Annotated in this window: 18 protein-coding genes; 7 read left to right on the top strand and 11 right to left on the bottom strand. The window is 65.9% G+C overall.

The features are described from left to right. Positions 1–84 precede the first annotated feature (84 nt). Positions 85–1,341 (top strand): glycosyltransferase family 4 protein, encoded by a 1,257-nt coding sequence (locus ACJASC_RS14965; protein ID WP_415146708.1) that lies wholly within the window; start codon positions 85–87, stop codon positions 1,339–1,341. 29 nt (positions 1,342–1,370) lie between these two features. Continuing rightward, positions 1,371–2,378 carry an ADP-glyceromanno-heptose 6-epimerase gene (rfaD, locus tag ACJASC_RS14960; protein ID WP_415146707.1) on the top strand — a complete coding sequence of 336 codons (1,008 nt, stop codon included), beginning with the start codon at positions 1,371–1,373 and terminating at the stop codon, positions 2,376–2,378. Here the strand turns inward: rfaD and ACJASC_RS14955 are convergent. From ACJASC_RS14955 to ACJASC_RS14935, 5 genes are read right to left on the bottom strand one after another with little or no spacing between them, the layout of a single operon-like run. Next, positions 2,342–2,887: a D-glycero-alpha-D-manno-heptose-1,7-bisphosphate 7-phosphatase gene (locus tag ACJASC_RS14955; RefSeq protein ID WP_415146706.1), complete on the bottom strand. Its 546-nt coding sequence runs from the start codon at positions 2,885–2,887 to the stop codon at positions 2,342–2,344. The genes rfaD and ACJASC_RS14955 overlap by 37 nt on opposite strands. Beyond that, positions 2,884–4,005, bottom strand: a complete 1,122-nt coding sequence (locus ACJASC_RS14950) for a glycosyltransferase family 9 protein (RefSeq protein WP_415146705.1) — start codon at positions 4,003–4,005, stop codon at positions 2,884–2,886. The genes ACJASC_RS14955 and ACJASC_RS14950 overlap by 4 nt, the downstream gene beginning before the upstream one ends. Position 4,006: 1 nt before the next feature. Continuing rightward, positions 4,007–5,458 (bottom strand): D-glycero-beta-D-manno-heptose 1-phosphate adenylyltransferase, encoded by a 1,452-nt coding sequence (gene rfaE2, locus ACJASC_RS14945; RefSeq protein ID WP_415146704.1) that lies wholly within the window; start codon positions 5,456–5,458, stop codon positions 4,007–4,009. Then, a complete protein-coding gene (locus ACJASC_RS14940; protein WP_415146703.1) occupies positions 5,455–6,615 on the bottom strand; it encodes an AGE family epimerase/isomerase in 1,161 nt (386 codons plus the stop codon). The genes rfaE2 and ACJASC_RS14940 overlap by 4 nt, the downstream gene beginning before the upstream one ends. After that, entirely contained in the window at positions 6,612–7,814 is a 1,203-nt protein-coding gene (locus ACJASC_RS14935; protein ID WP_415146702.1) for a polysaccharide pyruvyl transferase family protein, read from the bottom strand. Before ACJASC_RS14935 ends, ACJASC_RS14940 begins: the two co-directional genes overlap by 4 nt. A gap of 1,496 nt (positions 7,815–9,310) precedes the next feature. Between ACJASC_RS14935 and ACJASC_RS14930 the strand changes: the two genes are divergently transcribed. Further along, positions 9,311–11,980, top strand: coding sequence for a S8 family serine peptidase (locus ACJASC_RS14930; RefSeq protein ID WP_415146701.1), 2,670 nt, complete (start codon positions 9,311–9,313; stop codon positions 11,978–11,980). Between the two features lie 101 nt (positions 11,981–12,081). On the opposite strand, the gene ACJASC_RS14925 is transcribed toward ACJASC_RS14930, so the two are convergent. Next, the gene (locus tag ACJASC_RS14925; protein ID WP_415146700.1) at positions 12,082–12,750 is read right to left on the bottom strand and encodes a sugar transferase; all 669 of its coding nucleotides are present in this window, start codon (positions 12,748–12,750) and stop codon (positions 12,082–12,084) included. Positions 12,751–12,861: 111 nt separating this feature from the next. Here ACJASC_RS14925 and ACJASC_RS14920 point away from each other — a divergent pair, with 111 nt between their 5' ends. From ACJASC_RS14920 to ACJASC_RS14910, 3 genes are all read left to right on the top strand, one after another. Then, positions 12,862–13,044, top strand: a complete 183-nt coding sequence (locus ACJASC_RS14920) for a hypothetical protein (RefSeq protein WP_415146699.1) — start codon at positions 12,862–12,864, stop codon at positions 13,042–13,044. A 435-nt stretch (positions 13,045–13,479) separates the two neighbouring features. Beyond that, positions 13,480–13,740 carry a spike base protein, RCAP_Rcc01079 family gene (locus ACJASC_RS14915; RefSeq protein ID WP_021694080.1) on the top strand — a complete coding sequence of 87 codons (261 nt, stop codon included), beginning with the start codon at positions 13,480–13,482 and terminating at the stop codon, positions 13,738–13,740. A gap of 50 nt (positions 13,741–13,790) precedes the next feature. After that, positions 13,791–16,079, top strand: a complete 2,289-nt coding sequence (locus ACJASC_RS14910) for a sialate O-acetylesterase (RefSeq protein ID WP_415146698.1) — start codon at positions 13,791–13,793, stop codon at positions 16,077–16,079. A gap of 55 nt (positions 16,080–16,134) precedes the next feature. On the opposite strand, the gene ACJASC_RS14905 is transcribed toward ACJASC_RS14910, so the two are convergent. Together ACJASC_RS14905 and ACJASC_RS14900 are read right to left on the bottom strand one after the other, a co-directional pair. Then, a complete protein-coding gene (locus ACJASC_RS14905; protein WP_415146697.1) occupies positions 16,135–17,736 on the bottom strand; it encodes a glycoside hydrolase family protein in 1,602 nt (533 codons plus the stop codon). 130 nt (positions 17,737–17,866) lie between these two features. Continuing rightward, positions 17,867–19,261 (bottom strand): FAD-dependent oxidoreductase, encoded by a 1,395-nt coding sequence (locus ACJASC_RS14900; RefSeq protein ID WP_415146696.1) that lies wholly within the window; start codon positions 19,259–19,261, stop codon positions 17,867–17,869. 921 nt (positions 19,262–20,182) lie between these two features. Between ACJASC_RS14900 and ACJASC_RS14895 the strand changes: the two genes are divergently transcribed. Continuing rightward, positions 20,183–20,860, top strand: a complete 678-nt coding sequence (locus ACJASC_RS14895) for a calcium-binding protein (RefSeq protein ID WP_415146695.1) — start codon at positions 20,183–20,185, stop codon at positions 20,858–20,860. Between the two features lie 91 nt (positions 20,861–20,951). Here the strand turns inward: ACJASC_RS14895 and ACJASC_RS14890 are convergent, their stop codons facing one another. The 3 genes from ACJASC_RS14890 to ACJASC_RS14880 are packed head-to-tail and all read right to left on the bottom strand — an operon-like array spanning position 20,952 to position 23,977. Next, positions 20,952–22,013, bottom strand: coding sequence for a glycosyltransferase family 4 protein (locus ACJASC_RS14890; RefSeq protein ID WP_415146694.1), 1,062 nt, complete (start codon positions 22,011–22,013; stop codon positions 20,952–20,954). Then, a complete protein-coding gene (locus tag ACJASC_RS14885) occupies positions 22,010–23,119 on the bottom strand; it encodes a glycosyltransferase family 4 protein (RefSeq protein WP_415146693.1) in 1,110 nt (369 codons plus the stop codon). The genes ACJASC_RS14890 and ACJASC_RS14885 overlap by 4 nt, the downstream gene beginning before the upstream one ends. Before the next feature lie 12 nt (positions 23,120–23,131). After that, positions 23,132–23,977, bottom strand: coding sequence for a sulfotransferase family 2 domain-containing protein (locus ACJASC_RS14880; RefSeq protein WP_415146692.1), 846 nt, complete (start codon positions 23,975–23,977; stop codon positions 23,132–23,134). Positions 23,978–24,025 lie beyond the last annotated feature (48 nt).

Raw genomic sequence — 24,025 nt, 5'->3', positions numbered from 1 at the left:
CCTCCCCCGCTCTATCGGTAAAGGTAGTGGCAAATCGAAACGCGAGCGCGACAGGCGCTCGACCGCAGGACATGAGGGGCTGAAATGCCGAAAGTCGTGATCATCAACGATGCCAGCGTCGCGCGGGGCGGGGCCACCGGGCTGGCGCTGCTTCAGGCGCGCGGCCTGCAGGCGCGTGGCGTCGAAGTGGTCTACGTCGCCGGCGACCGTGGTGAGGATTCGCAGTTCGAGGCGCTCGGCATCGAAGTGCACAACATCGGCGGAGATGCGCTGCTGCGCGCCTCGCCGCTGCGCGCGGCGACCCGCGGGCTCTACAGCCAGGCGGCGCGCAAACGCGTGGCCGAGGTGGTGGCGCTGCATGACGGGCCCGATACGGTCTATCACGTGCACAGCTTTTCCAAGGCCCTGACCCCGGCGATCTTCGGGCCGTTGCAGCGGGTCGCGTCGCGGTGCTTCATTCACGCGCACGACTTCTTCCTTGCCTGTCCGAACGGCGCCTTCATGGATTACCAGGCGATGCAGCCCTGCCACCGGGTGCCGCTGTCGCGCGATTGCCTCGGCACCAATTGCGACAAGCGCAATTATGCGCAGAAGCTCTGGCGCACCGGCCGGCAGGCGGTCCTGCACCAGAGCATGCCGCGGCAGGCGCCTTGGGGCGGGATCCTGATGATCCACCCGGGCATGGCGCCATTCCTGCGTAAGGCGGGCTATCCCGAGGACACGCTGCACAGTCTTCGCAACCCCGCCGAGGCCATCGGCCCGACACGGGTGCAGGCCGAGCGCAACGACCGCTTCGTCTTCATCGGTCGCGTCGAGGCTGAAAAGGGCATCGAGGAGCTGATCGCGGCGGTCGGGGCCGTCGGCGTCCCGCTGACCGTGATCGGCGAGGGGCCTTTGCGCGAAACGCTGACCGCGCGCCACCCGGAAGTGACTTTCCGTGGCTGGATGGATCGGGCGGGGATTGCCGGTGAGATCGCCACGGCGCGGGCGCTGGTGATGCCGACCCGTTACCCCGAGCCGTTCGGCCTCGTCGCCGCCGAAGCCTCGCTCAGCGGTCTGCCGGTGATCCTGTCGCACAGCGCGCTGCTCGGCCCCGAGATCGACGCGCAGGGGCTTGGCTTTGCTTGCGACACCCGCGATCCCGCCGCCTTCGAGGCGATCTTGCGCCGCATGCGCGATCTGCCTGCCGAGGAGGTCGCCAAAATGAGCGAGCGCGGCGCATCGGGGCAGGCCGGATTGTGCACCAGCCCCGAGGAGTGGATCGACCGGCAGCTCGCGCTCTATGCCGGGGCGACCGGGCACGACACCAGCGCCGCACCGCGCCGCGTGGCGGCGCTCTGACAATATTCAAGGCAAGCAAGGAGTCCTACATGACTGACAGCGCGCTGCGCGCCGACGGGCTGGTCCTCGTGACCGGCGGCGGAGGTTTCATCGGGTCCAACATCGCCCTCGCCCTCGCGGCGGAAGGGCGCGACGTGGTGATCTGCGACGACCTCGGCACCGACGGGCGATGGCTGAACCTGCGCGAGGGGCGGTTTCACGACGTGATCGCGATCGACGCGTTGTCCGACTGGATCGCCCGGAATGGCACGGCGCTTGCCGGGGTGGTGCATATGGGTGCGATCTCGGCCACCACGGAGACCGACGTCGACCGGATCGTGCGCCTCAACATCCGGGCCACGCTGGATCTGTGGGAGTGCTGCACCCGGCTGGGCATTCCCTTCGTCTACGCGTCCTCTGCCGCGACCTATGGCGACGGCACCCGCGGGTTCGAGGATGCGGACACGGCCGAGGCGCTGGCGCAGCTGCGCCCGCTCAATGCCTATGGCTGGAGCAAGCACATGGTCGATCGGCGGCTGGTGCATGACCGCGATACCGGTCGACCCACCCCGCCGAGCTGGGCCGGGCTCAAGTTCTTCAACGTCTATGGCCCGCGCGAAAGCCACAAGGGGTCGATGCGTTCGGTGATCCACCAGATCCGGCCCGGCGCCGAGCGCGGAGAGCCGGTGCGGCTGTTTCGCTCGGACAATCCCGATTACGGCGATGGCGGACAGCTGCGCGACTTCGTGCATGTCGATGATTGCGTTCGCTTCGCGATCGCCGCGCTCAAGACCCCGGGGTTGGGCGGGATCTTCAACGTCGGCACCGGTCAGGCCCGCAGCTTCGAGGATCTGGCCCGCGCCACCTTCGCGGCCGTGGAGCGCGAGCCGGTGATCGAATACATCGACATGCCCGAGGCGCTGCGCGGACGGTACCAGTACTTCACCGAAGCCCGCACCGAGCGCGGCGTCGCGGCCGGGTTGGCGCCGAATTGGCGCTCTCTCGAAGCGGGCGTGGCCGACTATGTCGGCTGGCTGCGCGACAACCCCGACTTCTGAAGCGCCGACAGGCGCGGGGCGGCGAACTCCAGCAGGTCGCCGCCCTGGAACAGATGGCCTGCGACACCCGCGGCCCGGGCCGCCTCGACGTCACTGGGCTTGTCGCCGATCATCGCCGACCGCGCCGGATCGAGGTCCATCTCGCGGATCGCACGCAGCAGCATGCCCGGACGGGGCTTGCGGCAGTCGCAGTCGACATCGAATTGCGCCACCGCCGCGCCCGGAAGATGCGGACAGTGATAGACCGCGTCGATCCGCGCCCCTTGGCTTGCGAGGTCGGCGCGGATCATGTCGTGAAATGCGTGCATCTGGCTTTCGGGAAAATAGCCCCGCGCCACGCCCGATTGGTTGGTGACGATCACCACGGCCCAGCCCGCGCGGTTCGCCGCCGCCACTAGATCGGCGATCCCGGGCACGTAATCGAGCCGTTCGCGCGTGGCGACATAGCCGTGATCGACGTTGATGATGCCGTCCCGGTCGAGAAACAGCGCGGGGCGCGCGCCGCTCATGCGTCCTCGTTCGCCCGAAGGCGCGGCTGGGCTTCGAGCTTGTCCAAAGCGGCGGACAGAACGCGTTCGGGTGTGAGCATGGGCATGATCTCCTCGGCCTGCGGGTGATCTTCCCAACCGTATTGCACGAAGCCCCCGGCCGGGTGCGGCGAATCGAGGCCGAGCGCGGCCGGGCTGACCGACCCCCAGCGCGCCGCATGCGTGGGACCATGCAGGCCGATCGCGCGGCCCGATACCGCCGCCGACAGGTGCAGCACCCCGGTATCGACCGAGATCAGAAGCGGCACCTCGGCCAGAAGCTCGGCCAGCGCCGCGAGCGACAGTTTCCCGCACAGGCTGAACGCACGATCCGCAGGCAGCGCCGCGGCTTCGAGGATCGGGGCGACCGCCTCGGCGTCGGCGGGCACGCCGGTAAAGCCGACCTGGTAGCCCTGCGCCACGAGACCCTGCGCGAGCGCGACCCAGTTCTCGACGGGCCATGCCTTGGCGGCGGCACGCGCCCCGCCGGCCGAGACATGGCACAGCACCAGCCCGTCGGAGGCGGGGAGATCGGCGCGGGCCGAAGCGTCGCGCGTAATCCGCATCTCGCGCGCGGGACCGGCGCCGATCGCTTGCGAAAGCGCGTCGAGATTGTCGATCTCGTGGCGATCCGTGCGATGCGGAACGCTGAGATCGAACAAGCGCCCGCGACGGCTGCCTTGGGGGTTGAAGCCCGCCGACCACGGCGCGGAAAAATGCGCGCAAAGCGCCGTGGCATAGGGCCAGGGCGTCAGATCGACGATCATGTCGGGGCTCAGGGCCCTGAGGGCCGCGACCGCGCGGGCGGGGTTGGCAAAGCCGACCTGCACCGGGCGCACCCGCGCTTCGAGCATCTTCACGGCCGCCGCGTTGGAGGGACCATGGGCGACCACGATCTCGGCTGCGGGATACCGTCGCTCGATCGCGGAGATCAGCCCCGAGGCGATCAGCGTGTCGCCGATCGCGGTGGGCTGGATCAGCAGGATGCGGCGCGGATCGGCGGGCTGCGGCCGGGACGATCTGAACGGGGAGAGCAGGGACGCCGCCGCCGTGCCGACGGCCCGGTCGAGCCGCCGCGTCAGGTTGGAAGAGCGCGCCATGTCAGCTTGCCGCCAGGGCGCGCGATTTCGCCACGATCCGGGTGGTGGAATAGCCATCCACGAGGTCGATCAGCTCCACCTCGCCGCCATAGCCCTGCACCAGCTCGTGCCCGACCACGGTGTCCACGGTATAGTCGGAGCCCTTGAACAGCACGTCAGGTCGCAGCGCGTCGATGATCGCAAGCGGCGTGTCCTCGTCGAACAGCAGCACCATGTCGACCGCACCGAGCGCCGCGATCACCTCGGCGCGCGCGGCCTCGGATTGGATCGGGCGTTCCGGCCCCTTGAGCCGCGAGACGGAAGCATCGGTGTTGAGCGCCACGACCAGACGGTCGCACCGCGCCCGTGCCTGGGCAAGCAATGTCACGTGGCCGCGATGTACGATATCGAAGCAGCCATTGGTGAAGCCCACACGCAGCCCCTGCTGGCGCCAATCCTCGCGGATGTTGCGGGCCGTGTTGAGCGGCGCGACCTTGGATTCGAGGACGGTCTCGTTGGTGTTGCGCAGCATGGCCGAGATCAGCTCGGGTGCCGTGACCACCGAGGTGCCGCTCTTGCCGACGACCACACCGGCGGCCGCGTTGGCCGCGCGGGTGGCATCGGCAAGGGCCGCGCCACCGGCCAGCGCCAGCGCCAGCGTCGCGGCGACCGTATCGCCGGCGCCGGACACGTCGCGCAGTTCGCGGTTGCGGGCGGGATCGTGCATTTCGCTGCCGTCGCTGTCGAACAGCGAAATGCCTTGCTCGGACCGGGTCAGGACGATCGGCCCGCCGAACTGCGACATCGCCACCGGCACCGCAGCCGCGATCTCGGCGTTGTCATCGGCCGGAAGGCCCGTCGCGGCGGCAAGCTCCTTGCGATTGGGGGTCAGCACGCGGCAGCCGCGATAATCCGCGAAGTTGGGCCGCTTGGGGTCCGCGATCACGGGCACGCCGATCCGCTGCGCCACCTCGATCACCGCCGCGATCAGGCCCGGTGTCACCAGCCCCTTGGCGTAGTCGGAAATCACCATCGCGTCGCAGCCCGCCGCCGCGATACGCTCGATCGCCTCGATCAGGCGGGCCTCGACCGTCTCGGGGATGCGCTTGCTTTCGCGATCGGCGCGCAGCAGGTGGTTGTCGCCGGCGATGAACCGGGTTTTTTCGATGGTGGGCCAGTTCGGGTCGGCGACCAGATGGCTTTCGAGCCGCGGATCGTCGGCGAACAGCGCCTCGATCCGGCGGGCGGCGTCATCCTCGCCCACCAGACCCACGAGACAGGCCACGCCGCCGAGCCCGGCGATGTTCTGCGCCACGTTGCCGGCGCCGCCGACCGCCCAGTGATCATTGCTCACATGCAGCACCAGCGCCGGCGCCTCGGGCGACACCCGCCCCACGGAGCCGCGTACGAAATGGTCGAGCATCACATCGCCGATCACGAGGATCCGCTTGTCCTGAAATTGGTCGACGATCATGCCGGAAGTCCCTCTTCGTGCGCGGTCAGCCCGAGCGCGGTCGCGCAGCGGCGCAACTCGGCATAGGCCAGAAACAGATGATACAAAGTGCTCGCCGGCACGTACTCGACCTTGGGCTGCAGATCGGCGCCGATATGATCGACCCAGCCGCCGGGGGTGGCCGGGGCGATGTAGTGGCGCCAAAGCGCCTCGAGCGCGGCCGAGATCGCCTCGGTCTCGGGCCGGCCCGAGATCTCGGCGCGCACGGCTAGAGCCTTGAGCCGCTCCGTCTGCGGCCAGGACCGATGCGCCGCCGAAAGCCGCGCGCCGCTCCTGTCGAGCCCGTCATGGATCAGGGCCGAACCGGGCAGGACGCCGTGACGTTCGGCAAAGTCCCACAGGCGCGTCGCCGCGGGCTCGGCGGTGCCGAAGCCCGCGCGCTCGGCCATGTGCAAGAGCCAGAACCATTCGTAATGATGCCCGGGCTCGATTGCATCGTCCGGGCGCGGCGCCCAGTTCATGTCGAAGCGCTCGCCCAGCGTTCCGGCCTCGGCATCGAGCAGGACCTCGTCGAACAGGGCGCGCAGCCGCGTGATCCGGGCCGATGCCGGACCTTCGGGGTCCACCGCATGAAGCGCCAACAGCGCCTCGAGCAGGTGCATATGCGGATTTTGCAGGGCTTCGCCCTGATCCGGGAGGCGCGACAGGTAGCCCCGGCCATCGGGGCGCGCGAACAGCTCGTCGATCTCCGCGAGGGTGCGCCGGGCTTCGGTGATGGGGGCCGTTTCGCCCGACGCGCGGGCCCACCAGGCCAGCGCCAGGATCACGAAAGCCTGGTCGTAGAGATCGCGCTCGGGATCGACGCAGCCGCCGGCCTCGCCCATCTTCACGACCCAGCCGCCATCCTCGGAACGGCCATGCGCCATCAGGAACCCATGCACCTCGCGCGCGGCCTCGAGCATGCCCGGCACGCCGAGCACATGCGCATGCGAAAAGACATAGAGCTGCCGGGCATGGACCCGGACCCGCTTGAAGCCCGGACGATCAGGCTGCCCCGCGAGGGTCAGCCGTTCGACCGCCCCGCCGTCGGGGGCAAGGCCGGTCTCGCTCCAGAATGGCAGCGCCTGATCGCGCATCCATGTCTCGAACCGCGCGAATCGCGCCTCAAGCATGTTCATGCGCGGCGCTCCATCCGGCCCTCCGGCTCGAGCACGGCCCACATCCGGGCCACGTCGGCGCGCGCCTCGGCCACCACGGCGGCCCGCTCGGCCTCCGGCAGCCCGTCGCGCGCGGCCGCGATGGCCATGTCCACGCAATCGCCCGCCGGAACCTTGGCCACGTCGAGCAGGAACTCCTCGCGGTTGACCGAGGCCATGAAGGAACGCAGCTTGCGATCCCACGAGAGCGCGATCGCGGGCACGCCGTAGGCGTAGGCGGCGATGACCGCATGCATCCGGTAGGCGATCAGCACGTCGAAATCGGCGATATGCGCACAAAGGCCGCGCGGGTCGCGCTGCGTCAGGAAGCTGATCTGATCGGACGAGCCGAGCGCGGCCAGTCGATCATGCATCTGCGCGGCGTAAGCCTTGTCCTCGGGACTGCCGTTGGTGAAGACCCGCACCTCGCAGCCCTGCTCGATCAGCCCGCGCGCGACATCGAGATACCATTGATCGAGATGCTCGGAACGCGGCGCGTCGGTGGCGTGATAGCGGATCGCGATATGGCTCATCAGGCCGAGGCCCGCCACCGGGCGGCGGTCACGCGGGCGCGGCGGCTGCGGATAGAGGTCGGCGGCCATCAGGCCGGGATCACGCACCACCTCGCCGGTGATGCCCGTCGCCTCGGACATCAGATCGTCCCACAGGACCTTGCTGTCGGTGTCGCGCAGGAACACGGCCCGGACATGGGGCCGGGCAAAAGCCGCGCGGCACATCTTGAGACCCGTGGCGCTCCAGCCTTGGGCGACGCCGCAGGCGTAGAAGGCGGTCGGCAGATTGCGCCGCTCGGCTTCGGAGATGGCGAGACCGAGCTTGGTCGGGAAGTTCAGGTCGATGTCCGAGATCAGGTTGCCGCCGCCGATCACGACGCGGTCCGCGCCTTCGAGGCCGCGCGCGAAATGCGGACGCCAGCTTCGGATCGACTGCGCCTTGAGCGGCAAGCGGACCGCGGCCCGCCGCAGCGTCGGGGGCAGGGCGTCAAGGAACGTCATGACCGTCCCACGCCCCATCATGACATCGCCGTAGGCCTTGCGGGCGGCGAGGTCGATCGAGTGAGTGTCGGGATCGGCTCCGAGATCGATCAGCGCCTTCTCAAGGCATTCCGACAGCAGGCCGTCTCCCAGATTGGGGCTGAATTTTACATTGAAGCAGCGAACCACGCTGCCGGAGCGTCCCAATTCCTTCGGCTTGTCCGCCGATTGGAGAGATGCGTCAGTAACCACTACGCCGACCCTTGTACCATTATCGTTTCTGCATGAAGCCTCACCCCGGACCGGTCAAGGTCCCGCGCGCCACTTCTTTGTGCCCTCATGACCCAGTTATCCGGAATGCTCAATCAAGAGCCGCCACGCCCTCTCCAGAGACGGGATCGTGATCTGCCACTGGGCCGGGATATCGCAATTGCGACAGTCATATAGCGCGCGCGCCTGAAGGTCTGTGATTTCGGGACCATGAAACACTCTGTTGCCGCATCGACCGGTCCCGGACATGGCGACCCCCTGAATCGCGGCCCGAAGGCCCGGTCGGTCAATCATGGATCATTCTGATGCGAAGGCGCGCCTCGAGCGCCGAATCCGGTGTCGCGGCATCACGTGGGCGTCCGCCCCGGGCCGCCCCGTGCCGCCCCGGGCCGCCCCGTGCCGCCCCGTGCCGCCCCGGGCTGTGCCGGGCTGAGCCGCCATGGTGCGCTGCCATGCGCGACGTGGCGCTGTGGTCGAGGCGCAACGACCGCTCATCCCATCGGGCGGAGCATGGCTGCGGTTTCAGCCCCATGTCTCGCTCAGGACGTTTCATTACAATTGGAAGGATCTCGCCAAATCGGGCCAGTCGGCGAATCGGATCGACAGAATCGCTCCTCATATCGGCGAATCAACCCCAGATCACACAGGAGGTCGGCGAGTTTCGGCCAATAAAAGCCTTTGTAAGTCATAAGGATAGACCCGAGACGGCGGATCTTGGCCGAGTGTCCGGCCTGAGTCGGGGTCATTCTGGACCCTCCATATCTTGTCAGATAGGCACTGCAGCGCCGCCGTTGCGAGATGGCGTCGAAAAGGCAAGAAATTTCTTCGAAACGAATTGTTTCGCGACCGCGAGGTCTTCGGAGGAATGGGTGGCCGGTAGGTTTCGCGGCCTGTCCGACAGGATCTGCAACGTTGCAGACACATTGCGCCGGACATGGCTGATTTTTTGTGGTGTAGCGATGGGTTGCAATGCCTGTCGATGCCGTAATGGCTCCATGTGCCATGACGGGTTTGGTAGGTTCTGCAATGAAACGGGTTCATGATTCAGACCATTGTTCTGCGGCATCGATATGCGCGCTCGCCCGGTCTGTGAGAACCGCTTGTTAAGAGTTTGCAAAACTCTTCTCGCAATCATCAATTTTGAAACAATGTCTAGGAGCCAGTCAGGACCGGGGCACGACCCCTGTTGCCAAATTCCAAGCCAGATTTCGCTCTGATGCTGCCATGGTCATCCGCTCCGCACCTTAATGGTGTCATCAAGCGGACCCAATCCAAAGCCAGTGTCTGCAAGGCGGGTCAGCCAGAAGGCGTCCACCCTAGAGAAGCCCATGACCGAGGAGAGCCGTGTGTCCACCAAGCAAGTCATTTCAGGTGCATCTACCCTACCCGGAACTGAAACGTTCAGTGACCCGGTAATGTTCCGCAGCTGGTATTTCGCTGCGAACCGTTCCGCCGTGAACATCGATATCGAGTCCGTGTGGAACGAGTATCGTGGAAAAGGCGTGAAGATCGGGGTCATCGATTCGCAGATCGATTTCACCCACTCCGATCTCGATGGAAACTACGACCTGAAATCGGATTACAACTTCGATCAGAAGAGCGGTGACGTCAGCTTCACGGTCAAGGGCGCGGATCACCACGGTACACTGGTGGCGGGCGTGATCGCGGCCGAAGGAAACAATGGCGTCGGAAGCGTCGGCATCGCCAGCGAAGCCACTCTCGTGGGCTACGGCGTCAACTATGGCGCCGCGGATGCGGTCGATCAGGTGATCAAGGCATTGCACATGTCGAGCGCCGTCGACGTGGTCAACAACAGCTATAGCTTCAACCGTCCCTTCACCGACAACTTCAACAAGGTGTCCACCTTGGAGGCGGCGGTGGCCGACCCGGCCGAGACCGGCCGCGGCGGGCTTGGAACCGTGGTCGTCTTTTCGGCGGGCAATGGCGGCGGAGACGACTCCTCGAACTTCCACAACCTGCAGAATTCCCCCTACAGCATCGCCGTGGGCGCGGTCGATCGCGACGGCGAAGCCTCCTCCTTCACCAGCCTCGGAGCGAACGTCCTGCTTTCGGCTGCCGGGCGTGACGTGTTCACGACCGAGCCCGGCGAGCGGTTCGAGACGAAAGCGACCGGCACGTCCTTTTCCGCGCCCGCCGTTTCGGCGGTGGCGGGCCTCATGCTCGAGGCCAACGATCAGCTGGGCTATCGCGACGTGCAGCAGATCCTCGGCCTCTCGGCCCGGCGCGAGGGCTTGGGCGAGGGCATCTCGTGGGGCGACGGCTGGGTGATGAACGGCTCCGACTACTTCAACGGCGGCGGCAAGGCGTTCAACGATTCCTTCGGGTTCGGCTTTCTCAACGCGCATGACGCCGTCCGTCTGGCCGAGACCTGGACGCTGCAGCAGACCGCTGCGAACCGCGACACCGTCTCGGTCGAAAAGGACACCTCCAACGCCAAGCTGATCAGCGACAAAGTCAGCCACCTGCAGTTCGCGATCGACGTCGACAAGGACATCGCGATCGAGCACGTTCAGCTCCAGCTCGACTTCTTCTGGCGCAACACCGCGGATCTGGACGTCTATCTGACCAGCCCCGACGGCACCAAGATCCGCATGGTGCACGACATTCCGCTGACCGGCGGCATCGATGATCTGCGCAATTTCAAGTTCGGGTCCGTCGCTACGATGGGTGAGAACGGCTCGGGCCGTTGGATCGTCGACATCCATGACCGTGCCCCCGGATCTCGGGACAAGAACGGCGATGCGCATATCGGCGTGGTGAAGGATATCACGTTGTCCATCCATGGCCGTACCGATGGGCTCAAGAACGACACGTATTTCTATTCGGACGAGTTCGACAGCATGGCGGCGGCGGACATGTCGCGGCGCGGCCTGATCGACGCGAATGGCGGGATCGATGCCATCAACGCGGCGATGGTCACCACCGACAGCAAGCTCGACCTGAGCGGTGCGTCCGCGAGCCAGATCGCGGGCGTCGCCCTCAAGATCGACGCCTCGATCGAGAACGCCTTTGCGGGCGATGGCAACGACATGCTGATCGGCAACGCCTCCGACAACTGGCTGCGCGGCGGTCGTGGCAATGACGTGTTCCAGGCCAGCGCCGGCAAGGATCGGATCGACGGCGGCGCCGGCAGCGACCGTTTCCTCGTGGGTCAGGCCTTCGCGGATGTCGCGGGATCCCTGCTCAAGACGGGCGAGGCGCTGTTCGAGCTTGCCGGAAAGGCGATGACGACGGTGTCGAATGTCGAGCTTTTCGAGTTCAGCGACGCGGTCTATGGCTTGAGCGATCTGGTGAAGCTCTGGAATGGCTCGACGGGTGTCGAAACGAAGCCCGAGCCCGAGCCCGAGCCCGAGCCGAAGCCGGAACCCAAGCCCGAGCCGAAGCCGGAACCCAAGCCCGAGCCGACCCCCGAGCCCGAACCCGAGCCGACCCCGGAACCGACGCCCGATCCCGAGCCGATCTGGACCTTCTCCGGAACGGAAGGCAGCGACAGGGTCGATGGGGACCACAGGAATGACGTCATGCGTGGCCTTGGCGGGAACGACCGCTTCCGCGCCCGGGACGGTGACGACATCGTCTATGGCAACGACGGCCTCGACTACATCATGGGCAACAACGGTAACGACGAGCTGTTCGGGGGCAATGGCGCCGACGTGCTCTTGGGCGACGCGGGTCACGACTATCTGTCGGGCGGCGCCGGAGACGACATGCTGTACGGGGGAACCGGCAACGACATCATCGAAGGTGGCGCAGGCCGCGACGTTCTGGTCGGTGCCAAGGGCGCGGACAGCTTCGTCTTCGACCTCAAATCGATCGACGCTATCGACTTCGTGCGCGATTTCGACAGCCGGGAGAACGACCGCATCATTCTCCACAACGCGGATGCGCTTCAGGTCAACCAGGTGACGATCGAGACCGACGCCGGACGGACATTCGTCAGGCATATCGCCGACGGCGAGGTGACGACGCTGTTCGAAGTGGCGATGACGGGCGGCGGCGATCTGTCCCTGGCCGAGGTGCTGCAGAGCAACAACAGCGATGGCAGCACGTATATCTTCTCGTGATGCCCAAGAGAGTGTGTCGGACACCACAACGAAAGGAAGCCGCCCCTCGGGCGGCTTCCTGTTAATTCCGTCTGTTGCGCGCCGATGATGGCGCGGAGAGTCTATTTCCCGGTAGCCTTCACGACGGCGCCGGCGGTCTGGGCGATCACGTTGAGGTCGAGGCCAAGCGACCGGCGACCGTGATATGCCATGTCGAGCCGCACACGCTCTTCGTAGCTCACATCGTTGCGGCCGGAGACCTGCCACAGACCGGTGATGCCGGGGGTCGAGGTCAGGTAGCACCACTGGTAGCCTTCGTAGCGCTCCAGCTCGGCGGCCACGATCGGACGGGGGCCGACAAAGCTCATCTCGCCGCGCAGGACGTTCCAGATCTGCGGCAGCTCATCGAGGCTCGTGCGGCGCAGCAGGTTCCCCATCCGGGTCACGCGCGGATCGTTCGTCAGCTTGTAGTCGCGGGCCCACTCGGCGGCGGCGGCCGGGTTCTCTGCGAGATGCTTCTGCAGGATGGCATCGCCGTCGGACCGCATCGTGCGGATTTTCCAGCAGCGGAATTCACGGCCGTTCTGGCCGACGCGCTTGTGTCCGAAGAACCCGGTCTTTCCCCCATCGCTGCGCGCGACGAAATACAGCACGGCGACGACGATCGCGATGGTGGGGAGCAGGATGAGTGCGAGAGTGAGGTCGAGAAGGCGCTTGCCCCTGCGCGTATAAAAGGTTTCAGAGGCGGTTGCGCGAAGGCCGGAGGCCTGGGAGTTCGACGTAACGGTCATAATGATATCTCTTAACGTGGGCGTTGAAAACGGGGCCGGCAAATTGCGGTGTCTCTGACGTCCCTCGGTGCGGCAGTCTTGCTTCGAACACAGAAATGACATGGTTGGCGCGTGCCGGTCAATCAAGGCTCCGGCAACGTCGCAAGCCATATGTCAGCATTTGTGCACAAAAACGGCAGATTTTCTATATTGGTGCTACTTCTCCTGCTCACGGCAAACATGCAAGAGGAAATCCGCATCTGCCGCTATCGTGATCAGGGCAATGAAATCACTGAAATCGTGACGTTTTCATGACCGTTTGCCCCAATTACGCCAAGGATCACGCCACTTAGCGGCTCTGGTCGCACGTGCCGTGCCCAAGGTGACTGATCGTGAACCGGAAACAGTCTATTGACGGTTTTTCGATCAGCGGGTCCACTTTTCGTGCGGACCGTGTTCGTCCGGCAGGCACATCAATCGGCCACAGATTCGTCGTCGATGACCGGGTCCGTCCCGCCTGAGGCTTCGCCCTTGGAAGGACGAGCGGCGCGGACGCGGCGCCCGTTTTGACCACCGCGCGCACCGCGTCGAGCGGGGCGGGGCCCCGGAGCGGACGTGTTGCGCGCCGCGCGCCCGAAGCGCGCGTTCGGGTCAGCGATCATGCACCTATGCGGCGCTATAACGGTGTCGCCGCCCGGTGAGATACGGCCGATGCGGCGCGAACGCTGATGCGTCACGAGGGAGATCACCATGACCGATGTATTTGCAGGCCGCCAATCCGGCCTCGAGAGCCCTGCGACCGATCTGTATGAGATCGTGCCCGACGACGCGGCGGACCTGTCGCTCTGGGTGCGCGCGATCACCGCGACCGAGCCGGGCACCGTGCGGGTGACGGCCATCGGCGGCAGCACGGCGACACTCTATGTCGGGGCCGGATCGGTGCTTCCGGTGCGGGTGCGCAAGGTCTGGGCCACGGGCACGACGGCCGCGGGCGTCGTGGGGCTTGTCTGATGCGGCTGGGGGCGGGCATCGGCCATGGCACGGGCCTGATTGCGGGGACTATGGCGGGTCCCGTGAATCAGGTGGCGCCGCAGATCACGGGCAGCGGGCGCGTCGGCGATCCGCTCACCTTTTCGCCGGGAAGCTGGACGGGCAGCGGTCCGGTGACGATCGCATATCGCTGGCTGCGGGAGGGGGCGCCGATCACGGGCGCGACAACGAAAAGCTATCTGCCCGTTGACGAAGACGAGGGGCTGCGCCTGTCGGGGATCGTCACGGCAAGCGACGACACCGGGTCGCGGGGTCGCGGGGTGATCGGCCCCATGGTCGTCTGGCCCACCCCGACCGCCACGCGCCCATTGCCGGACCTCGCGCTGGACCCCGGCGTGGCGATGACGCCGGCCGACCTCGCGGGGGGCTTTTCAGGGCGCGACATGCGATTCGACCTAGGACCGGGGTCGGCCCCGTTGCCCGACGGGCTGACACTCTCTGCGGCGGGGGTGCTGTCGGGCACGCCATCGGCCGAAACGCCGGATGTGCGGATCGTCATTCGCGCCCTGAACTCTGGCGGCGCGGCGCAAAGCGCGTTCCAGCTCAGGGTCGGCCTGAGCGGCGAGACACCCTTGCTGTTGATCATCGCGGGCCAGTCCAACGCCGACAAGCAGGGCACATCGGGCATCACGCTGCCCGCGAAATACGGCAACCTGAGCGACGTCGAGATCTGGAACCCGGTTGCGGGGGTTTTCGAGGCCTATGCACCGGGCACCAATGCGGGCGACGACAGCCGCAACGCATGGGGATCGGAGGCCGAGTTCGCCCATCAGCTGCGCGAGGCGGGCGACACGCGCCCGATCCGCGTGGTCAAGCGGGCGCAGGGCGGCACCGGCCTTGAGGCCGAAGCCGGGCGCGACGATTGGCACCCGGTCACGCAGACGGGCGGGCGACAGCTTTTCGACGAGCTGGAGGCTCGGGTGACAGCGGCAAGGGCCGCCATCGGCACCACGACAGAGGACGTCACGATCTGGGCGCAGGGCGAATACGACATGGCGAAGGGGTTCGCCGGGTCCTATGCCGCGAATTTCGGGGCGCTGCTGTCGGAATGGCGAAGCCGGATCTCGACCGGGCTGTTCATCGTGGAGCGCACGCGGCCGCGTCTCGACAGCGCCACGGCGCGCGCGGGCACGTGGATCGTGCGTCAGGTGCAGCTCGATCTGGCGCTCGCCGATGGCAACGCCGCCGTGATCGACACCGACGCCGCAACCAACGGCGCCCCGTTCAGCCAGCTCCATCCCAATCACCTGTGGTGCGAGGACTGCGGGTTGCGCGCCTATCGTGGCTGGAGAGGCAACTATACGGAGTTTCATGGCGATATCACCGGTGCCGTGCCGGCGGCTTTCGCCCTCGCGGACCGGACCAGCGTGGCCCAAGGGGCGGTCGTGACGTCCGATGTGCTGTCGCCACGAGGCTTCGAGCGCGACACGGACATCTCTATAACAGATGGAGAATACCGGATCACCAATCCAGACGACACTGTCTTCGCGGACTGGACCGCTGCGCCGGGCAAGATTCACAAGCACCAGAAGGTCCAGCTTCGGATCACCGCGAGCGACAGCGCCGAAATGGCCGTTGTGGCCACGCTCACCATCGGCGGCGTGACAGGGCGTTGGTCCGTCACGACGCAGGCGGCGCAGGCCCCTGCAGGCATCACCCATGTCGCATCGGGCCTGCCGACCACCGCCAACGGCGCCCATGACGTGCCGATGCCCGCAGGCGTGGCGGCGGGGGATCTGCTGCTTTTGCATGTCTCCACCCATTCGAACAATTATACCGAGACGACACCTCCGGGCTGGACCGCGCTCCCCGAGGTGAGGAGCGGCAGCACCAACTCCGATCAGGCGCGCGGCATCATCTATTGGAAGCTGGCCGGGGAGGCGGAGCCCGGCGTGACCCTCACACAGGGGAGTTACTACAGCACCGGCATCGTGACGGCGTTTCGTGGTGTGGACCCGTCGGACCCGATCGCCGTGGTGCAGCCGGGCGCGGCCACGACGAGCAATTCCATCGCCGAAGGCCTTGTCGCAGCACCCGTCATGGCAGGAACCCATGTCGTCTATGCGGCCGTGATCGGGGAGATGCATTCGGCGACATGGTCGGGCGACCCCGATCTGACCGGTTTTGCCGAACGCTACGACGTGCAGCGCCAGGGAAGCGCGGGCGCGAAGCAGACGCTTACCATGGCGTCGGGCCTATCCGCCGTGGCGCAGTCGGTAGGGGATGCGGTGACGGCCACCATCGACGGCGGCGCGAGGCGGAACATCAACGCGCATCTCCTCGCCCTGCGGCCTGCATGACCGCGAGCACCGGATCGAGGCGCGGGCCCTCGATCCGGTGGCAGCCTCCTGGAACTCAGGGGGCGCGCAGGGTGATGCGGTAGCGTGTCACGTCGCCATTGGCGTTGCCATCGGGGCCGACCGCGATCTCGAGCCGATCTCCGGCCGCGAGGGAAATCGCCTCGGGGGCCATGGTGATCGCGGCCTTGCCGGACTGCGTCTCGAGTTCCTCGTCATTGAGCAGGAGCCGCACGGCGATACCATCGTCGCTGCGCTCCGCCACCTCGAACGTCGCTTCGAGCGCGACCTCCATCGCCTCGGTCGCAACATAGCGATGCACGATCTCGACCGGCCGCTCGGCCGAGCCTCCGGGCAGCAACTGCTCCGCCGTCAGGCGCAGCGGCCTTTGCCCCTTGTCCCCGAGATACGGCGTCCAGAGCGTGCCGCTCGCCTCCTGACCCGGCATGGTGCTCAGCGCCGTCTCTTGCCCGTCAACGCGGATAAGCCGCTCGAACGGGTCGGTGGGGGCGGGCGCGCCATCGGCGGAGGGATAGCCGAACTGGTCGAAGCTGTCGGCGATCAGCTCCTGATCCCCGAGCTTGACCTGATCGCCCAGGGCGATGGGGCCAGCGGCCTGCAGGATCAGCGGCGCGTCGCGCGACAGGGTCTGTGGCCCGTCGAGCGGCTGACCCTCGGCATCGAATATTTCGACCGTGTCGGTGACCGTCACTTCGCGCGGCTCGCCCCAGAGCAGCATCGCGTCCTCGCCGAAGCGGCAGCCATAGGTGAAGGGGTCCGCGTCGATCCCCGTCACGGGCTTTTCGGCGAAATGCTTCTGCACCGCCCGGAAGGCGCGCCCCGCGCCGGTCAGGCGCCCGTCCTTTTCCATCAGCGGCACCAGACCGTCGCCCCGCGGGGTCAGCGGGTACCACACGGCGCGGGTGACGCCTGACAGGGCCATCTGACAGTAATCGCGCAGCATGTAACTGGCGGCGGCCTCGGGATCGCTGCTGCCGAATTCGGTAATCTCGATCGGCATGTCCGCTGCTGCCGGATGCCGTCGGAGCACCTCGATCTGCCGCGCGAGCTGTTCGGGCGGGGTCGTGTAGGGGTGGAGCGCCAAGGCATCCATATGGTCGCCGCCGCCCGCGTCGAGCACGGCCCAAAGGTAAGCGAGCGGGATGGAATGGCTGGCGCCGCCGAGAATCCGGATGTCGTCGCGCACGCCGCGCGCCGCTTCGGATGCGGCGGCGAGCAGCTGCGCATGGGCCTTGGCGCGCTCCTCGGGAGAGACATCCTTCAACGGGCCGCGAACAAAGTCGACGCCGTTGAATTCATTCCCGATCTCGACCGCGTCCAGATCGGGAAACCGTTCGGCAAGAACGCCTGCGAAGGCCCCGAAGGCGGCGATGCCTTCGGGGGTGGTCGGCGTCGCACCGTCTTCAAACAGCGGGTGGCCCCAATTCAATGTGAGGCTGAGCGACAGGTCCTCGGAGAGGATCTCATCGGGAAAAGTTGTCTGCGGGCCGTCGAATTCGAACTCTCCCAAGGTCGTCTCGACCCTGTCCCAGTAGAGCCCGTCGCGCAGATCCGTCAGCCCCAGCGCGATGGCGTTTTCGAGCACGCCGGGCTGATTGCCCTGTCCGAAGTTGCTCACCGCTCCGAGAAGCGGCGCCATGAGGGGCGTGGCGGGGGGCTCTGTCTGTGCCGCGCAGGCAAGCGGCACGGCCGTCAGCACGGAAAGCGCGGCAATGTTCGGTATCGGGGGGAGGCGGAAGGGCATGTCATGGTCCGGGTCTGGTTGGCGACTATGGCGTCGGCCCGGCAGCCTGCTTCATATCGGCGGGCATGGAAAGCCCGGCGGCGGCCAACTCTTCGAGAACACGCCGGATCACGCCGGACGAGGTTGGCAGGTATTCGAAGCGGCCCTGACGCCCCACGGTGACGACGCCGGTCGCCTCGATCCGCTTGAGGATCTGGGGCCGCAAGGCGTGCGTGCCGGGGCGGTAGAGCGGATAGCAATCGCTCACCCTGTCATGGCCCTCGAGCCGCAGGTCCTCGGCATGGCCGAACCCCTCCAACTGGGCCTTGAACTCCGCGAAGGCGGTCTCAGGGTCGGCGGCGGCCCCCGGCAGGATCGTGTGTTCGACCGACAGATACTCGCGGGCCACCGCCGGGTCGGAATAAAGGCGCGAATAGATCGTCGCCCGTTTCCAGCGCCCGGTGGCATGGAAGTTGAACAACACGTTGCCCATGGCGGGGGCGAGGCGGCGCGCCGATACGAAGAGCGTCATGAGGTCGAGGCTGCCGATCCCGCTCGGCGTGCCGAACAGCGCGGTATGAAGCGTATCGAGCGGGATCGTGTTGACCACGATGTCGCAGCGATGCGTTCCGGCCGACGTCTGCACGACATATCCTGCGGGCTTGCACTCGATGCGCTGCAACTCCTCGTTCATCGCGAACACGACGCCCGCGGCTTCCAGCCTCTGCTGAAGCGGCGTGAACAGGGCCAGAAAGCCGTCCCGTGGCCGGACCCGCAGGACCGATGGCCGCAGGTTGGCCGCCCGGAACGCCTGACCGAAAAGCGCCCTCCGGACGTGGCCCAAGAGCGCGCTGAGCCGGGTCTGCCGCTCGATGAAGCCCATGCGGTAGAGAAAGAACTCTTCGTCGAGCAGCCTAGGATCGGTGTGATTGAACCGGGTGATGTAGGATTTGAGGCCGGTATCGGTGTAGATGGTCCGCCCGAGCCGCGCGAGGCAGATCGTTTCCAGAGTGCCGTCGAGACGGGTGATCTGCCGTCGGAGCAGGAGGTCAAGCAGCGCCTTGCTCAGCTTGGGATACCCCCAATGCAAGAGCTCGCGCGGTTCGATCGGGTAGGAGAGCAGTTTTCCATCCGGGGCGATCCGTCGTTCGATCCTGTGAACGGCGGGACAAAGCTCGCGGTTCTCCGGCGCGAGCGAGAAGATCAATCCCTTGTCGTCGTAGAAGATGCTTCCGACGTCGAAGGTATAAGGACCAATCTGATGCGAGCGGTGCGCGCCGCCGGGGGCGGACCCCCGCTCGAGAACCGTGACGCGATAGCCTGCGCGGTTCAGGGCATCGGCTGTCGCGAGGCCGGCGATGCCCGCCCCGAGCACGAGCACATGTTGCGCGGACGGGATCGGCATCTCGTTGGTCGGCGCCTTCGGAACGATCATCTCCATCTCACCAATCCTATGGTTGAATCAGGCTGACTTCGTGTCCGCCGCCATGACCTCGGCTTCGCCATCCCATCCATCGGATCCGAGGCAATCGCGAGCCAAGAGAGAATCACCATCGAGTGGTTAGATCACGAGATGTCATTTTACATAGGGACCACAATATAAATCGGCAGGAAGGGCACCGAACCTTCGTCGTTGTATCATGTCCATATGATGGGCCCGTGCTGGATAGCCTCAGCTCAACGGCTTTCGGGGTGACGCTCTGCCGGACGCGGTGACAGAGGTTTCCGACGAAACTCGTTCCCCAAGCGTTCTTGGGCGTTTCACTTGCAACCAGAGGCGAACCGAGGCGTGCCGGCGGGCTTGCCAGATGGGCCGAGAGGTAGGTGAGATTCGGACACCTCCGCGACCGTCTCGGCGACAATGAGATCAAGATGAAAGCATTGTGGCGGAATTTCGCTGCTCTCAGGGCGGAGCGGCGTCTCATGCGGTGTCAACCCACCGAAAATATTTAACCAGACGCCAGAAGGAGTGATTCGATAGCCAGTTGACGCGGATTACGTAGGGGAATGGCGCGGAAATGCCGTAAGTTAGGTGGAACTAAGGCGGAAATTGGCCGTTACATGCCCGAGTTCACAAAGCGAACCGCACCGCCGAGCCTATCACCTGTAACCCTCTGACATCAGCCGCATCTCTGTAGGCGCCCTGTTCGCCCCAAGGTCGATCAACATTAAGGCATCACGGCGTAAATGCGGCAAAATTTTGTTGAAAGAGGTCCCTGCAATATGCCACATCTACCGGAGCGGAATCCTGCCGATCTCCATCAGACTGTGAGCGGATGGGCGCCCCGCCGGATGTGCATCGAGCTTGAAGGTGAGCTGCCATTTTCGAACCAAAGTCGTGTTTTTTAAGGATGTAACTCCCATGGCTATCAAATCGAACCAACTGAACTCGACCAACATTGGTCAAGACAACTTCGTCATCGGCACCTCGGGCGCCGACCAGTTCACCGCAGGCTACGGCTCCGACACCATTGACGCCGGCAACGGCGACGACACGGTCTACGGCGGCATCGGCAAAGACATCGTTCGTGGCCAGAACGGCAACGACTATGTCAACGGCGACAACGGCAACGACCGCGTTCGTGGCGGCGAAGGCAATGACGCCGTGTTCGGCGGCGGCGGCGACGACCGCGTCTTCGGTGGTTGGGGCGACGACATCATCGCCGGCAACTCGGGCAATGACGAGCTGTTCGGCGGCCGTCCGAACGCCGGCCCGCTGCCCGATGGCATGTCCGACGACGACGCCTTCATCTTCGACCAGCGTGATGGCAACGACATCGTTTGGGACTTCAACAAGTTCGGCGACGACAAGGTTGTCCTGATCGATGGCGGTTCGTACGAGATCATCTACAACGCGAGCAACGGCCACTCGAAGCTGATCTACGGTGAGACCACCGTGGTCTTCAAGAACTTCGAGCTCACCGACGACCACGTTGCGACGATCGACTTCAGCACGGGTCAGATGTCGCCGGGCGCGTCCGACTCGCTGACGCAGAACCAGATGCAGCAGATCATGGACGCCGATCCGCTCATCATGTGAGCCATGGTACCATCCAAACGAAAAGGAGCCCCTCGGGGCTCCTTTTTGCTTTTTGGACTGACGGTTCCATGGGTTCGTGAGCCAAGGCGCATCAGGCCAAGGGGAGCACGAGCTCGCGAAGCCGTTCACCGGCACGGGCCCATGTGAGCTCCGCCGCCCTCGCGCGTCCCTTTGCCTTCATTTCGGCTTGTGCCGCCGGATCGGCCAGCAGGCTCCTTATGGCGTCGCGCCACGCGGCCGCATCCTGTGGGGGGACATAGCGCGCCGCATCCGCACAGACCTCGGGCATCGCGCCGGCACGGGCCGAAATCACCGGGGTGTCGGACCACATGGCCTCCACGGGAGGCAGCCCGAACCCTTCGGTCAGCGACGAGAACGCGAAGCAGGCGGCGTTTTCGTAAAGCGCGCGCAACTCGGCATCGGATACGAAACCGGTGAAGATCGTGCCCGGCGGCGGGGTCCAGCCGGCAGCGACATAGCGCGCGGCGGGCGGTCCGCCGGCCACCACCAGCGGGGGGTCTTCGGGACGCCGATCGCGAAAGGCGTCGAACAGCACGCGCATGTTCTTGTAGGCCTTGGCCGATCCCAGGGCGAGCACGTAGCCTCCGGCGGTCAGGTCGTGCCGGGCCAGCACGGAAGCGTCCGCCGCCGTGGATTGCAGGTGATCGGTGCCATTGTGGATCACGTCGATCTTGTCGGCCTTGCCGATCCCATGCGCGACGAGCGAGCCCTTCGAGAACTCGGACACCGTCAGGATTCGCCGGGCGCCGCGTGCGATCCAAGGTAGCAGCGATCGGTAAGCGGTGGCCTGGCGCCCCGAATAGTCCTGCGGGTGCAGAAACGTCTGCGCATCGTGGATCATGACGATGGAGTTGCGGTGCAGGATCGGTCCGAGATTGCAGAAGTTCACCAGCAGATCGCCCCTGGCGATGCGCGGCAGCGACAGCATTTCCCAGCCTTGCCCCGCACCGAAGCGTCCGGGCAGCGCCTCGGGGACGAGAGTGGGAAACTCCGGGTCCGGATCATGCGGTCGCGGCGCGACGATGCGGGTTCGATCCGCCTTCAGCAGCTCGGTCGCATAATGGGCGGCCGTTCGGTGCACGCCGTTCAGCGAGGCGCCGAGAAACTTGCCGTTGATCGTGATGCGCTTCATTCGATGAATTCCTTCGTGGCGACCGGTTGCGATTCGCGGGTCAGCGCGGCGCGCCAACCGTCGCGGAACGCCGCCGGGGTGAACCGCTCGATGGAACGGGCGAGGTCGGCCTCTCGCGTCGCGCGCTCCTCGGGATCGAGGCTCACCAGTTTGCGCAGCCCCTCCGCGATGTCGGCCTCGTTCAACGGGTCCGCGCGCAAGGCACCTGCACCGGCGACTTCTTCGAGCACGCTGTCGCGTGCGACCAGCGGCACCAGTCCGGCCGCGATCGCTTCGGCAACAGGGACGCCGAACCCTTCGAGGCGGCTCACGAGGACAAAGCCCGCGGCGGCCTTGTAGAGCCATGCCAGCTGCGCATCGGTGACATAGGACAGAAGCCGGACGCCCTCCGTGGTTTCGGCGAGTTCGGCCACTTCCTCGGCACCGGGCTCGCGAGAGCCGCACAGCACGTATTGCACGCCTTGCGCCGCCAGACCCGATCGCGCGAAGGCCCGGATCGTCGCCGCTTGATTCTTGCGCCGCCCGATCGACCCCACGGTCAGCAGGAAAGGTGCGGTCAGCCCCTCGACCGGCGCCGTCTCGGCCTCGGTGAGATCGGGACGCAGCGGCGGATAGATCACCTCCATGCGCGGCAGCGGGCCGAACAGGTCGACATAGGCATCGCGCGAGGCGCGGCTGACGAAGACCATGCTCGGCTGTGTCTCGGAAATGCGCCGGTAGGCTTCGTCGTAGAGCCGCGTGACCTGAGGGTCGAAAAGCTCGGGATGGGTGAGCGGACCCATGTCATGGCACAGCACCATGTCGCGCGGGTCCTGCCGGTAGAGCAGAACCGTATAGGGATCGAGATGCAGCACGGGGTTGCGGCTGCGCACCCCCAGCGGCAGTGACGGCCAGCGCTTGATCGCGGCCATCTCGGCGTCGGACGCCTTCTCGACGAATTTCCGGAGCGCGCCGGTGGGCACCTTGAGCGGCGTCGTGCCGCTGTGCCGCACCCGGCCATAGCGGAGCCCGGCGATGAGATCGGCGTTGTCGAGCACCACGTCGCGGCCGATGTAGTATTTGCCCGTCCGGTTGCGCAGGGCGAGAGAGAAATCGACATCCCACATGACAGATACCGCTCAGGCCGCTGTGGACGCGCGGCGAAGCGTCGCGGCGTGCAGCCGGGCATCTTCGGCATAGCGCTTGGCGATGAACGCTTCGGTCGCCGTGCCGAGATCTATGTCGCCATAGTTCTGGGATGCGGATTCGTAGACGCCGCTTTTGAGCCACAAGGGCCGCAGGGCGGCACGTACGGGCCGCGGCAGGGCGCTGCGCGACAGCGCGCGGACCGCGGGCTGCACATGACGAAACCAACGTTTGGGCTGGCGGCTCTGGTTGGTCGATTGTTCCAGAAAGCGCGGCACGCCATAGGTTCGATGCAGCCAGTCCTCGAGCTGCGGGAGCTGTTCGAGCGCGAAAAGCTCGTCCACGATCTGCCGACCATCGAGCATCAGGTAGTCCGTCTGCCGGGCGAAGTGGATGTATCGCAGGTCGGCGAACTCTTCGTGGGCCTCGAGCCAGTCGCAGATCCGGGCCGCGGCGTCGCGCAGCATGTCGTCGGTGATGCTCAGGGCGCCGACATTCTCGAACTCGCGCAGGTGCTGACGCAGCGCCGAGATGAAACGGTCGCGTGGGTCGCGCAGCACCGCGAAAGAGGTGCTGTGTTCGAGCAGGGCGAAGGTTTCAGGGAAGTTTCGGGCCAGAATGGCAAGGGGAATATGGGCCTGATGGATCTCGCCCAGCTCGGCATGGGTGTAGCCGAACGGCGTGACCCTGTCCCGCAGAGTGGCTTCGGCTTCCTTGTTGTCGCGTGCGAAGCTGGCCCACGGAAACTCGGCGATGGCATCGAGACCACGGTAGATGGAGAGGCCCGCGCATTTCGGGATATGCACGAAGAAGAGCTTTTGATCGGCGGAATATTTCATACTGGATATGAACCTTCTGAAACTGTCATCACATCGAGCGGGCGGGGC

This window comes from Limimaricola cinnabarinus (genome assembly GCF_047631075.1).
Taxonomy (GTDB): Bacteria; Pseudomonadota; Alphaproteobacteria; order Rhodobacterales; family Rhodobacteraceae; genus Limimaricola; species Limimaricola cinnabarinus.
The sequence above is the reverse complement of the archived record's forward strand: the minus strand, read 5'-3'. Positions and strand labels throughout refer to the sequence as shown.